This window comes from Curtobacterium sp. PsM8 (assembly GCF_030433875.1).
Taxonomy (GTDB): Bacteria; Actinomycetota; Actinomycetes; order Actinomycetales; family Microbacteriaceae; genus Curtobacterium.
On the sequence record NZ_JARUXD010000084.1, the window covers coordinates 1 to 13,141 of the forward strand.

The 13,141-nt window shown below is 72.5% G+C and carries 11 protein-coding genes and 1 tRNA gene; 2 read left to right on the top strand and 10 right to left on the bottom strand.

The features are described 5' to 3' along the window. Positions 1 to 91: 91 nt before the first annotated feature. From QCD68_RS15230 to QCD68_RS15240, 3 genes are all read right to left on the bottom strand, one after another. Positions 92 to 165: transfer RNA gene (locus tag QCD68_RS15230), tRNA-Pro, on the bottom strand. Positions 166 to 303: 138 nt separating this feature from the next. Then, positions 304 to 906, bottom strand: coding sequence for a hypothetical protein (locus tag QCD68_RS15235; protein WP_301223634.1), 603 nt, complete (start codon positions 904 to 906; stop codon positions 304 to 306). Further along, on the bottom strand, positions 903 to 1,739 hold the full coding sequence (locus QCD68_RS15240; protein WP_301223635.1) for an endonuclease/exonuclease/phosphatase family protein: 837 nt from the start codon (positions 1,737 to 1,739) through the stop codon (positions 903 to 905). The genes QCD68_RS15235 and QCD68_RS15240 overlap by 4 nt, the downstream gene beginning before the upstream one ends. 70 nt (positions 1,740 to 1,809) lie before the next feature. Here QCD68_RS15240 and QCD68_RS15245 point away from each other — a divergent pair, with 70 nt between their 5' ends. Beyond that, positions 1,810 to 3,285 (top strand): hypothetical protein, encoded by a 1,476-nt coding sequence (locus tag QCD68_RS15245; RefSeq protein WP_301223636.1) that lies wholly within the window; start codon positions 1,810 to 1,812, stop codon positions 3,283 to 3,285. A gap of 71 nt (positions 3,286 to 3,356) precedes the next feature. Continuing rightward, complete coding sequence (locus QCD68_RS15250) at positions 3,357 to 5,498, top strand: RecQ family ATP-dependent DNA helicase (protein WP_301223637.1); 2,142 nt, start codon at positions 3,357 to 3,359, stop codon at positions 5,496 to 5,498. Positions 5,499 to 5,515: 17 nt separating this feature from the next. On the opposite strand, the gene QCD68_RS15255 is transcribed toward QCD68_RS15250, so the two are convergent. The 7 genes from QCD68_RS15255 to QCD68_RS15285 form a co-directional block, all read right to left on the bottom strand. Continuing rightward, positions 5,516 to 6,391, bottom strand: a complete 876-nt coding sequence (locus QCD68_RS15255) for an oxidoreductase (RefSeq protein WP_301223638.1) — start codon at positions 6,389 to 6,391, stop codon at positions 5,516 to 5,518. Positions 6,392 to 6,431: 40 nt separating this feature from the next. Then, a complete protein-coding gene (locus QCD68_RS15260) occupies positions 6,432 to 6,959 on the bottom strand; it encodes a hypothetical protein (protein WP_221850589.1) in 528 nt (175 codons plus the stop codon). A 242-nt stretch (positions 6,960 to 7,201) separates the two neighbouring features. Next, positions 7,202 to 7,879: a hypothetical protein gene (locus tag QCD68_RS15265; RefSeq protein WP_301223639.1), complete on the bottom strand. Its 678-nt coding sequence runs from the start codon at positions 7,877 to 7,879 to the stop codon at positions 7,202 to 7,204. A 57-nt stretch (positions 7,880 to 7,936) separates the two neighbouring features. After that, positions 7,937 to 9,457, bottom strand: coding sequence for a ribosome biogenesis GTPase Der (gene der, locus QCD68_RS15270; protein ID WP_221850587.1), 1,521 nt, complete (start codon positions 9,455 to 9,457; stop codon positions 7,937 to 7,939). Positions 9,458 to 9,529: 72 nt separating this feature from the next. After that, a complete protein-coding gene (cmk, locus tag QCD68_RS15275) occupies positions 9,530 to 10,225 on the bottom strand; it encodes a (d)CMP kinase (RefSeq protein WP_111075528.1) in 696 nt (231 codons plus the stop codon). 164 nt (positions 10,226 to 10,389) lie between these two features. Next, a complete protein-coding gene (locus QCD68_RS15280; RefSeq protein ID WP_301223640.1) occupies positions 10,390 to 11,529 on the bottom strand; it encodes a prephenate dehydrogenase in 1,140 nt (379 codons plus the stop codon). A 119-nt stretch (positions 11,530 to 11,648) separates the two neighbouring features. Then, on the bottom strand, positions 11,649 to 12,401 hold the full coding sequence (locus QCD68_RS15285) for a pseudouridine synthase (protein ID WP_252727797.1): 753 nt from the start codon (positions 12,399 to 12,401) through the stop codon (positions 11,649 to 11,651). Between the last annotated feature and the right edge of the window lie 740 nt (positions 12,402 to 13,141).

The following is a 13,141-nucleotide window of genomic DNA, read 5'->3' on the forward strand; positions in this document are numbered from 1 at the left end:
CCCCCCCCCCCCCCCCCCCCCCCCGCCCCCCCCCCCCGCCCCCCCCCCCCCCCCCTCTCTGCGTCGTCGGGTGTGTCAGAACACCCTTCGGTCGGGCTGACAGGATTTGAACCTGCGACCCCTTGACCCCCAGTCAAGTGCGCTACCAAGCTGCGCTACAGCCCGCGAGCCCCGGAGGACCCAGACCCCGTCTCCACCAGGGAGACCGCGAGCCCCGCCCCACACCCGACCGAGCGTGGAGCAGCCCGTCAAGCATAGCGGAAGCGCGAGCCCCACCGCGCCACGAGACCGGACCCGGGCGCGTCACCCCCGCAGGTGCATCGGCTGGACGATCCGGCGCTCCCGCGACAGCCACGGCAGCGCGAACCCGGCGAGCAGCGCCCCGAGCCCGTCCGCTGCCAGGTCCCCGATCGTGTCGTCGTAGCCGACGACGATCGTGTCGTCGACGAAGTTGTGACCGAGCCACTCGCCGATCTCCCACACGGAGCCGACCGCCATCCCCGCGGCGAGCGCCACGAGGGCGGAGAGCAGCACGCCGGCACGTGGGGCCGACGCGACGACGCCGAGGTCCGAGGCGATCACGACGAGCAGCGCCGCGAGCAGCCCGACCAGGATGACGTGGACGAGCTTGTCCCAGAGGAACACGGTCGTGTACCAGTCGAGCGCACTGCTCCACGCGGCGACCAGGCAGAGCAGCACGACCATCGTGTCGAACGTCGGCCGCAGCCCGAGCATGCGCGGGACGACGGCGCCGAGCAGCGCGAGCGACATCACGGCGAACGCCACACCGCCCCACACGGCCGTGGCGACGGGCACACTGACGAGCGTCAGGACCCGCAGGACGTCGGCAGCCCAGACGGCACCGTGCGGCCGACGCAGGAACGTCGTCCCCAGGGTCGCGATCACGCGGTGGTCCCGAAGGACAGCACGGCGTGCACGGCGAGGTGGTCGGACGGCCACACTCCCCCGGGTCGCCGGGTGGAGACGGCGACGCGGGACACGTCGGCGTCCTCGGTGGCGAGCACGCCGTCGATGCGCGGCTTGTCGGCACGCGGCTCCCGGTAGGCGGCGTACGTGCCGAGTTCCGCGGTCTCCTGCAGGGAGGCCCGCCCCCAGGTGTCGGGGACGCCCACCTCCGCCAGTGCTCGCCAGGGCGCCGACCCGGCGGGCGCGTTCCAGTCCGCCATCACGACGGCGGGCAGGCCGGACTGGGCGACGATCCGGCCGAGGAGCTGCGCCGAGCGGAGGCGTGCCCAGGGCGATGCGACGTCGAGGTGGGTGGCGAGTGCGAGGAAGCGACGACCGGTGGCGTGGTCGTCGAGAACCGCACCGACGGCATGCCGTGGGAACGCGGTCGCCCACGAGCGGGAGCCGGGGCGGAGCGGTGTGCGGGACATCGCCCAGGACCGGCGCTCGACGACGGAGCAGCGCTCGGTGTCGACCAGGAGCCCGACGGCCTCGCCGTCGCCGTACCGATCGCGTCCGAGCAGCAGAGCTTCCCAGCGCGACCCGATGCCGGTGGCGAGGTCGACCGCCTGGGGGCGGAGGGCCTCCTGGACGGCGAGGACGGTGGGCTCTTCGGAGGCGACGAGCGCGACGACGGCGTCCCGGCGGTGCTCCCACGAGTCCGGGTGCCCGGCAGGTCGGGGCACGCTCCGGCGCAGGTTGAGGGTCATGCAGTGCAGGTCGGGAGTCGCCACCGGCCCGATGATCGGTCGGTCGTCGGCCTGTCGGTGCATGCTCCCGTTCTACGAGCCGGCACGGATGCGGTTCTCAGGGTGACGACCGCTCGGCTCCTAGGGTGGGCCGATGCGTTCTCGTCCTGCCCGTTCCCTGCTCGCACTCGCTGTGGCCGGTCTCGTGCTCGGGGTGGCCGCCTGTTCGGGTGCCACGCCGGCCCCGCGCCCGACGCTGGCCCGCGCTGCGTCGGACGCCGTGACGATGGTGGCGCAGGAGTCGGCCGCAGAGCGGTCGGTCCGGGCGAGTCGCGCCCTGTTCCGGTCCGCTCCCGGTGCCGTCGTCGCACCGGCCGGGGATGCCGACGCCGTGCGGAAGGCGGCGAGCGCCGCGGTCCGCGCGCACGTGCCGGCCCTGCTCGTCGACTCCGGCTCGACGGCGTCGACGAAGGCCGTGACCGGTGAGCTCGATCGGCTCGGCGCGTCCTGGTACCAGGCGGTCGGGAGCGTGACCCTCGACACGAAGGCGCCGGAGCGGGACGCACCGGAGGCGGGCCAGCGGGCGGAGGCGGGGCGGGCCTCCCGGCAGACCGTGCTCGTCGCGGATCGGTCGGCCGACGCTGCCGCGGTGGCGACCGCCCGGGCTGCCGGCGCTCAGTTGGTGGAGATGCCCTCGGGCGTGTCGGACCCGGCTGCATCGGGGTCGGTCGTCCGGGCGATGCACCGGGCTGCGGGCCATCCGACGCTGCTGCTCGGGGCGTCCTTCGCGGACCTCGGGGACCCGGAGTGGGTGGTGCGGGCGGCGCAGACGGGGTACCGGATCGGCTCGGGCGGGCAGCGGCCGTTCGACGGACACCGGTACACGGCCCTGTACGGCGCGCCCGGGGCACCGGTGCTCGGCGTCCTCGGCGAGCAGAACCCGGCGGCGAGTGTCGAGCGGGCCCGGAAGCTGGCGGCGGAGTACCGCGGCCTGTCGGACGTGCCGGTGACGCCCGCGTTCGAGGTGATCGCGACGGTCGCCGCGGGCGAGGCCGGGGACGACGGCGACTACTCGCGGGAGCTCCCGGTGTCGACCCTCGAGCCGTACGTCGATGCCGCGCACCGGGCGGGCATGCCGACGATCATCGACCTGCAGCCAGGGCGGAGCGACTTCCTGTCGCAGGCGAAGCGGTACGAGTCGCTGCTGCAGCGTCCGGACGTGTGGCTGGCGCTCGACCCCGAGTGGCGGCTCGGCCCGGACCAGGTGCCGCTCCAGCAGATCGGGACGGTCAGCGCCGCAGAGGTGAACGGCGTGTCGAAGTGGCTCGCCGGGCTCGTCCGACGCGAGGGGCTGCCGCCGAAGGCACTCGTCCTGCACCAGTTCCGGTCCTCGATGGTGTCCGATCGCGGTTCGCTGGCGTCCCACCCGGAGCTCGACCTGCTCGTGCACGTCGACGGGCAGGGATCGCAGCCGGACAAGCAGGCGACGTGGAAGGCGCTGCACGCCGGCGGGCCGGACGGACTGCACTGGGGCTGGAAGAACTTCTACGACGAGGACACGCCGATGCTCACGCCGGAACAGACCATGTCCGAGGTGCGGCCGACGCCGTCGCTGGTCACCTACCAGTGAGCGAGCGCGGGTTCTCCACAGCAGGAAGGCCCCTGGCCGGGTTCGTCGGTCGGTCCTGACAGCATGGGGGCATGAGTTCACCTGCTGCCTCCCCCGTCCCGCCGTCCGCTGCCGTCGCGGCCGAGGCGCAGGAGGCTCTGCAGGCGCTGACGGGTCGGGTCGACGCGGTCTTCCACCCCGGGCAGCTCGAAGCCATCTCCGCGCTGGTCGAGCACCGGCAGCGGGCGCTCGTCGTGCAGCGCACCGGGTGGGGCAAGTCCGCCGTGTACTTCCTCGCCACCCTGCTGCTCCGTCGTCGGGGCGGCGGGCCGACCGTCCTGGTGTCACCGCTGCTCGCCCTGATGCGCGACCAGGTCGCCGCCGCGGCCCGGGCCGGGGTCCGAGCGGTGTCGATCAACTCCGCGAACGCCCACGAGTGGACCGAGACCCAGGCCGCCCTCGCCCGTGACGAGGTCGACGTGCTGCTGGTCTCCCCCGAGCGGCTGAACAACCCGAAGTTCCGCGACGAACAGCTACCGGCGCTGATCGGACGGATGGGCATGCTCGTCGTCGACGAAGCCCACTGCATCTCCGACTGGGGCCACGACTTCCGACCGGACTACCGACGTCTCGCCGAGCTCATCCGGTCCCTGCCGCACGGCGTGCCCGTCCTCGCGACCACGGCGACCGCGAACGAGCGCGTGGTCGAGGACGTGGCCGAACAGCTGACCGCCGGGCCCGAGGACCCGGTGTTCACCATCCGCGGCTCGCTCGCCCGCGCCTCGCTGCGGCTCGGGGTGCTGACGCTGCCCGACGCCCGCGCCCGTCTCGGCTGGCTGCTCGCCCACCTCGGCGACCTGCCCGGTAGCGGCATCATCTACACGCTCACCGTCTCGGCGGCCGAGGACATTGCCCGGCTCCTCCGCGAGTCCGGGTACGCCGTCCGCGCCTACACCGGCCGGACCGACAACGACGAACGCGAGCAGCTCGAAGGGCAGCTGAAGAACAACGAGCTGAAGGCGCTCGTGGCGACCAGTGCGCTGGGCATGGGGTTCGACAAGCCCGACCTGGGGTTCGTCGTCCACATCGGCGCGCCGTCCTCCCCCGTCGCGTACTACCAGCAGATCGGTCGTGCCGGGCGTGCCACGGACAACGCCGACGTGCTGCTGCTGCCGGGGCGTGAGGACCAGGAGATCTGGCAGTACTTCGCCAGCGCCTCGATGCCGACCGAGTCCCGCGCCTCTGCCGTGCTCGGAGCGCTCTCCACCGACAGCGCCATGTCGACCGTCGCGCTGGAAGGGCTCGTCGACATCAAGCGGTCGACGCTGGAACTGCTCCTCAAGGTGCTCGACGTCGACGGCGCCGTCCGTCGGGTCGGTGGCGGCTGGGTCGCCACCGGTCGTCCGTGGCAGTACGACGCCGCACGCTACGAGCGGGTCGCCGCTGCCCGCGCTGCCGAGGCCGCGTCGATGCTCACCTACGAGTCGACCAGTGCGTGCCGGATGCAGTTGCTTCAACAGGACCTGGACGACCCCACCGCCGAACCCTGCGGGCGGTGCGACAACTGCGCCGGTGCCTGGTACCCGACCGACGTGTCGGACGCCGACCGCACGGGGGCCGCGAACGCCCTCGACCAGGTCGGCGTCGAGATCGCCCCGCGTGCGCAGTGGCCCTCGGGCATGGCGTCGCTCGGCGTCGCCGTGAAGGGCAAGATCCCGGCCGGCGAACTCGTCGCCCCGGGTCGTGCCGTCGCCCGACTGACCGACCTCGGCTGGGGTGGGCCGCTCCGCGCTCTGTTCGCGAACGCCACCCCGGATGCACCGGTGTCCCGCGAACTCGTCGACGGGTGCGTCCGCGCACTCAAGGACTGGCCGTGGGAGATCCGGCCGACCGGGGTCGTCGCGATGTCCTCACGCTCCCGGCCGCAGCTCGTCGCGTCGCTCGCCCAGGCGCTGTCCTCGATCGGCCGGCTGCAGCACCTCGGCACCCTCGAGCGCGACGGGGGAACACCGCGTGGCGACGGTGCGACGAACAGCGCCTACCGACTGTCGGGCGTCTGGGACACCTTCGTCGTCGGACCGGAACTCGCGGCTGCACTACAGGCGCACGAGGGGCCGGTCCTGCTCGTCGACGACCTGGTCGACAGCCGGTGGACGATGACGGTGGCGGGGCGGGAACTCCGACGGGCCGGAGCCTCGGCCGTGTTGCCGTTCGCCCTCGCCACCGTCGCCTGACGGCCGGCGGCTGAGCCTCAGGCGGCCGACCCGATCGCGTCGAGTTCGGCGACGGCGTCGTCCGGCAGCGCGAACCCGGCCGACGCGACGTTGTCCCGCAGGTGGTCGACCGACGACGTCCCCGGGATCAGCAAAATGTTCGGGGAGCGCTGGAGCAGCCAGGACAGCGCCACCGTCAGGCGCGACACCTCCAGGCGTTCCGCGACCCGGTCGAGCGCGCCGGACTGGATCGGCGAGAACCCACCGAGCGGGAAGTACGGCACGTACGCGATCCCCTGTGACGCGGTGAGGTCGACGAGGGCGTCGTCCTCACGTCGGGCGACGTTGTACATGTTCTGCACGCAGACGATCGGCGCGTAGCTCTGCGCCTCCGCGAGCTGCTCCGCGCTGACGGTCGACAGCCCGATGTGGCGGACGAGCCCCTCCTCCTGCAGGCGGGCGAGCGCCTCCACCTGCGGGGCGATCGAGCCGGACTGCGGGGCGTCGAACCCACCCATCCGGATGTTCACGACCTCGAGCTGCTCGAGCCCGAGGGTGCGGAGGTTGTCGTGCACCTGCGCCACCAGGTCGTCGGGCTGCCGTGTCGGCACCCAGTTGCCCTTGGCGTCCCGCACGGAGCCGACCTTCGTGACGAGGTGCACGTCGTCCCCGTAGGGCGCGAGCGCTTCGCGGATGAGTTCGTTCGTGACGTGCGGGCCGTAGAACTCGGCGGTGTCGATGTGGGTGATGCCGAGCTCGACGACGGTCCGGAGCACCCGGAGCGCCTCGTCGCGGTCGGCGGGAGGACCGAACACGTTCGGTCCGGCGAGCTGCATGGCGCCGTACCCGACGCGGGTGAGTTCGAGGTCGTCGGCGAGGCGGAACGTGCCGCCGGGGAGCGATGTCGTGGTCATGGACCCCACGATGCTCCTCGGTGCTGCATCTGCCTGGGGCCTACGGTTGCCGGCGCACCGGCTTCGGGAACGTGAGCCGCATGTGGTCGCTCGTCAGCACGTCGCCGATCCCCACCATCAGGACCGAGAACACGATCTGCTCGATGACCATCCAGAACGGGTAGAGGCCCGGGATCGCCGCGATCACCAGTGTCACGATCGGGAAGATCCGGCTGAACAGCCGCAACCGCTGGTACGCCCAGTAGTAGCCGAGCTGCGCCCGCCACGCGAACACGTAGAGCGTCAGGGTGATGAGCAGCACCACCGTCGCCCGGAACCAGACCGCCCACGGCACCGTCTCTCCGGCGCGGGTCAGCAGCACGGCGACGACGATCGCGGTCAGGCCGACGACGGTCTCGGCGACGAGCAGCCACCGGATCCACCGGAACGAGCGGACCGTGTCGGGGTGGGCGAGCATGTCCTCGCGGATGACGTAGCCGCCCTGCCGGCCGCCGGCCAGGCGGTCCAGGCGGAGCCGGTTCCACGCCCGGTCAGCGGTCGCTGCCAGGCCGGAGGGTCGCTGCGTCACCGTCCCATGGTGCCGCATCCGGCGGGGCGGCGCTGCCACGGGCCTCCCGGACGGCTGAGAGTCCCGCCGGTTCACCGGCCCGACGCCGGTCCGGCCCGACGACGGTCCGGCACGACGCCGGTCCGGCACGACGCCGGTCCGGCACGACGCCGGTCCGGCACGACGACCGACGTCGGCCCGTCTCCCCGGCCGCCGGTCCGGTCGGCCGGGAGGCACGCCCTCCCCCGCCACACCTCCTCAGGTCAGAAGACGGGCAGGAGCTCGGCGCCGCCGAGCAGGTCTCCGGTGTCGGCATCGACGAGCAGCACGGAGTGCACCATGGGCGGCAGGTCCTGCGGGTCGACGATGACGAGCACAGTGTGTTCACCGTCCGGGGTGAAGGTGCCGAAGTCGGCGGGGACGTCGTCGCCGGTCCACTGCGCCCGTTCGCTGCCGATGACGTCGCCCGAGGACAGCTCCACTCGCACTGCGCCGACGTGCGGCCGTGGCGAGGCAGTCGACCCGGGCTTCACCGACCCGGTGGGTGCGGGGCTCGCCGTCACCTGCACGCCGGTGAGGACGACCTGGACGACCTGCTCCCCGACGACCTCGAGCCGGACGTTCCCGCGGACCTCGCCGCGGATCGGGACGAGATCCCCCGCGATCGGCAGGGCGCGTCGCCACCAGGAACCGACGGCCTGTGCCGCGTCGACCGGGAGCCCGGTCGCGGCGTCCACCACGCTCGTCGTGCCGGTCGCGTCCGGCGTCGGCTCGTCCGGGATGAACCCGTGCCCGATCGACATCCCAGCGTCGTCCGCGATCCCCGCATCGTCGGCGTCCGATGACGGATCAGGAGCCGAGGCGGACGGGGAGCCGTCCGGGGCGGACCACTGCGCGACCGCACCGACGGCGACCACGACGAGCAGCACGAGCCCGGCCACGAGGGGCCATCGACGTCGTGACGTCGATCGCTCCCCTCGTGGCGCGGACATGACCGATCAGCGCTTCCGGCGCTCGCGCACTCGCATGTTGACCACGATCGGCGTGCCGTCGAAGCCCCACACCTCGCGGAGACGTCGGGTGATGAACCGTCGGTACTGCGGGTCGAGGAACGCCGAGGTGAACAGCACGAACGTCGGCGGCTGGCTCGACGCCTGCGTGGCGAACAGGATGCGGGGCTGCTTGCCGCCGCGGACCGGGTGCGGGTGCTCCTGGACCAGTTCGGCGACGAAGGCGTTGACCTTGCCGGTCGGGATGCGGGTGTCCCACGACTCGAGAGCGGTCTCGAGGGCGGGCACGAGCTTCTCGAGGTGGCGGCCGGTGCGGGCGGAGATGTTCACGCGCGGGGCCCAGGCGACGTGCGCCAGGTCCTGCTCGATCTCGCGCTCGAGGTAGCGGCGGCGCTCGTCGTCCAGCAGGTCCCACTTGTTGTAGGCCAGGACCAGGGCACGACCGGACTCGAGGACCAGGTCGATGATGCGGAGGTCCTGCACGGACACCGGCTCGGTGACGTCGAGGACGACGACCGCGACCTCGGCCTTCTCGAGTGCGGCGGTGGTGCGCAGCGAGGCGTAGAAGTCGGCACCCTGCTGCAGGTGCACGCGCTTCCGGATGCCGGCGGTGTCGACGAAGCGCCAGGTCTTGCCACCGAGTTCGATCTGCTCGTCCACCGGGTCACGGGTCGTGCCCGCGAGCTCGTTGACGACCACGCGCTCTTCACCGGCGGCCTTGTTGAGCAGCGAGCTCTTGCCGACGTTCGGGCGGCCGAGGATGGCGACGCGACGGGGTCCGCCGATCTCCTGCTTGGCGACCGCGGACACGTCCGGCAGCGTCGAGATGATGAGGTCGAGGAGGTCCGCGACGCCACGGCCGTGCAGGGCCGACACCGGGTGCGGCTCGCCCAGACCGAGGTTCCAGAGCGAGTACGCCTCGAGGTCGCGGCGCTCGTCGTCGGACTTGTTCGCCGCGACGATGACCGGACGGTCGGTGCCGCGCAGCATCTTGACGACGTGCTCGTCGGTGGCGGTGATGCCGACCGTGACGTCGACGACGAACAGCACCGCGTCGGCGAGGTCGATCGCGACCTCGGCCTGGGCGGCGACCGAGGCGTTGATGCCCTTGGCGTCGGGCTCCCACCCGCCGGTGTCGACGATGGTGAAGCGCTTGTCGTTCCACTCGGCCTTGTAGCTGACGCGGTCGCGGGTGACACCGGGGGTGTCCTGCACGACGGCTTCGCGGCGGCCGAGGATGCGGTTCACGAGCTGCGACTTGCCGACGTTCGGGCGGCCGACGATCGCGAGCACCGGCAGTGCCGGCAGGTACGCGACCCCGTCGACACCGAGCTTGCCGGCTTCGAGGAGCGCGAGGTCCTCGTCGTCCAGGTCGTACTCGTCCAGGCCGACGCGGAGCGCGCTTGCACGCTGGTCCGCTTCGGCGTCGTCGATGCCGGCGAGCCGCTCTCCGAGCGAGTCGTCGTACTCGGGGAAGTCGTCGTCGCTTCGGTCGTCCAGCTGCGCCATGGTGGTTTCCTTGCCGGCGGCCGGTGGGCCGCGTGTTCGTGGTTCAGGTGCGGCCGTGTGGCCGGGTTGCTGTCAGTTCGTGGCCGAGCGGGCCAGGTCGACCACCGCCTGCACGGTCTGGTCGAAGTCGAGGTCGGTGGAGTCGAGGGTGGTGACGCCGTCGGCGGCGTTCATGAAGTCGACGACCTTCGCATCGGCAGCGTCCCGACGGGCGAGGGCAGCCGAGGTCTCTTCGGCCGACTGGGTCGTGACCTCTGCCGACCGACGTGCCATCCTAACGGATTCGTCGGCCGTCAACAGGATCCGGACTTCGGCGTCGGGTGCGACCACCGTCGTGATGTCGCGTCCTTCGGTGATGATGCCCTGTCCCTCGGCCATCCGCATGACCTGGCGGAACAGCGAGACGAGCTTGGCCCGGACCTCCGGCAGCTTCGCGATGTGCGCCACCGCGGCGGTGACGTCGGGGGTGCGGATGGCGTCCGTGACGTCGACACCGCCGACCCGCACGAAGTAGTCGTCGGGGTCGGTACCGATGGCGTAGTCGAACGAGTCGAAGGCGGCGACGACCGCTGCGGGGTCGTCCAGGTCGACGTCCTGCTGCAGTGCGTGCCAGGCGAGTGCGCGGTAGGCGGCACCGGTGTCCTGGTAGCCGAAGCCGAGCGCGCGAGCAGCGGCACGGGACACGCTGGACTTGCCGCTGCCGGCGGGACCGTCGACGGCGATGACGAACTTGGCCACGAAGGCGCCCGCGGGCAGTCCGGCCGGCATCGGGTCGCGCGTCGAACCGAGTTCGCCGCCGCCCTGTCCGCCCGGGCCGCCGGTGACGTCGCCGCCGCCGAGGGGTCCGGGCTGGTCGGCCGGCGTCGGCAGACCGGAGTCGGGGGCGTCCGGGCCGCCGGTGACGCCGGACTCGAGCGTGGTGTCGTTGTCGTTCAGGCCCATGCTGCTGCGATCCTCCATCCGCGACCTTCGAGTTCCTCGACGAGTCGCTGTTCGTGCTCCGGGACGACCGACACCTCGACGATGCCGATCTGCGCTCCGGGCGAGTGCTCGAGGCGCAGGTCCTCGAGGTTGATGCCGAGTTCCCCGATGGTGGTGAGGAGTTCGGCGAACTGCCCGGGTCGGTCGTCGATCAGGACGACGACCTGGGCGAAACGTGCGGTGGACCCGTGCTTGCCGGGCAGTCGCTCGACGCCGCGGTTGCCCGACGCCATCGTCTCGGCGATGGCGCGCGGGGACCCGGCCGCTGCGGGGTCGGCGAGGGCGGTGAGCACCCGGTCGAGTTCGTCGCGGAGGTCCGCGAGCACCGGGCGGATGTGTTCCGCGTTGGCACCGATGATCTGCACCCAGAGGCCCGGGTCACTCGCGGCGATGCGCGTGACGTCGCGGACACCACCGCCGGCCAGGCCGAGGGCTTCGCCGGGGGCGTCCCGCAGGCGCGAGGCCATCAGCGTGGCGACGAGCTGCGGCGCGTGGGAGACCACGGCGACCGCGCGGTCGTGCGACTCGGGGTCCATCGGGACGACGGTCGCACCGAGGTCGAGGGCCAGGTGTTCGACCACGGCTGCACGCTGGTGGCTGATGTCGTCGTGGCCGGCGATGACCCATGGGCGCCCGATGAACAGGTCGGCCCGTGCGGCGGTCGGACCACTGCGTTCGCGGCCGGCCATCGGGTGCGAGCCGATGTACCGCGAGATGTCCGCACCGACGGCGCGGAGTCGGTCGAGCGGCCCGGACTTGACGCTGGCGACGTCGGTGACGACGGCGTTCGGGTGGTTGCGGAGTTCACGCTCCACGACCGTCGCGGTGACGTCCGGCGGCACGGCGACCACGATCAGTTCCGGTTCGTCCCCCGCTGCCGGCGGCCGTCCGGCGCCGTAGTCGACGGCGAGCGCCAGCGCGGCCGGGGAGACGTCGTCGAGGACGACCTCCACCCCCTTGTCGCGCAGGGCAAGGCCGATCGAGGCACCGAGCAGTCCGGTCCCGACGATCCGCACCGGTCCGCGCACACGGCGGTCGATGTGAGCGCGCGACGGAGGTCCGTCGGTCGCGGTCGTGCTGGCGTCGGTCACCCGGCAAGCCTATCGAGCGCAGGTGCCGGGCAGCAGGACGGCGCCGGGCCTGTGGAGAAGTCTCCACCAGGTCCGGCGCCGTCCGTGTCGCGGTCAGACCGCGACGATCGACCCGCTCGTCAGTCCGTGCTCTCCGCGTCGTCGTCGCCGGTGCGGGTGTCCGCGGTCCGGGCGATGCCGAGCAGCTTGCCGAGCTCGACCGTGGTCAGCTCGCGCACCTCGCCCGGCGCCAGGCTGCCGAGCTGCAGCGGTCCGAACGACCGACGCACGAGCTCGAGGACCGGGTGTCCGACCGCTTCGAGCATGCGGCGCACGATCCGGTTGCGGCCGGAGTGCAGCGTGATCTCGACGAGCGACTCCCCGCGCGAGGACTCGAGCAGCCGCGCCTTGTCGGCGGCGATCTGGCCGTCCTCCAGCTCGATGCCCTCGAGCAGCATCTGCAGCGTCGAGGGGACCATGTTGCCGTCGACCTTCGCGACGTAGGTCTTCGTCACGCCGAACGACGGGTGCGCCAGGACGTGGGCGAGCCCGCCGTCGTTGGTCAGGATGAGCAGCCCGGCGGTGTCGAAGTCGAGTCGGCCGACGTTGAACAGGCGCTCCTCGAACTGGTCGACGTACTGCGACAGGTCGGGACGGTCGTGCTCGTCCTGCATGCTCGAGACCACACCGGTCGGCTTGTTGAGGACCACGTACCGCCGGGAGGTGTCGGTCTGCACCGGCACCCCGTCGACCGCGACCTCGTCGGTGTCCGGGTCGACGCGACGGCCGAGCATGTCGGCGACCTCGCCGTTCACGGTCACGCGGCCCTCGGAGATCAGGTTCTCCGCGACTCGACGGCTCGCAACACCGGCAGCGGCGATCACCTTCTGCAGGCGCTCACCGCCTTCCTGGAGGTCCGGCTCGCCCCCGGCGGTCGTCGTCCCGTCCGCCGGGTCCCAGTCGGGGATGATCGGGCGTTCGGGCGTGCCCTCGGCGGGGCGCCCGGCGTCGTCGCGCTCCCCGGCCGGGAGGGGCGTCGTCCGCTTGCGTGCGGGGTCGTTGCGCGGGCTCGTCGTGCCACCGACGTAGCGGCGGCCGTTGTGCCACACGCTGCTCGGGGCACCGTCCGGGCTGCGACGGTCCTCGCGGCGGGGGTCGGCACCGCGCTCGGCGCCACGGTCGTCCGGACGACGGGAGGCCCCGCGGTCGTCACGCCCGCGGTACCCGCCGCGCTGGTCGTCACGGCCACCGCGGTCGTCACGGCCACCGCGGGAATCGCGTCCCTGGTACCCGCCGCGCTGCTCGTCGCGGCCACCACGGGAGTCACGCCCCTGGTACCCACCACGGTCATCGCGTCCACCGGTCCGGCTGTCACCGATCCGGCTGTCACTGGTCCGGCGGTCGCCGGCGTCGTCGCGGCGCACGAAGCGGCCACGGTCGTCGTCACGGCTCACGAAGCCGCCACGGTCGTCGCTCCGTCGGTCGGCGCCGCGCGTGTCGCGCTCGGGACGTCCGCGGTACCCACCGGCAGCGCGGTCGTCGTTGCCGCGGTACCCACCGGAAGAACGGTCGTCACGCCCGCGGTACCCACCACTGCTGCGGTCGTCGCCGCCACGGTACCCACCGGTCGGAC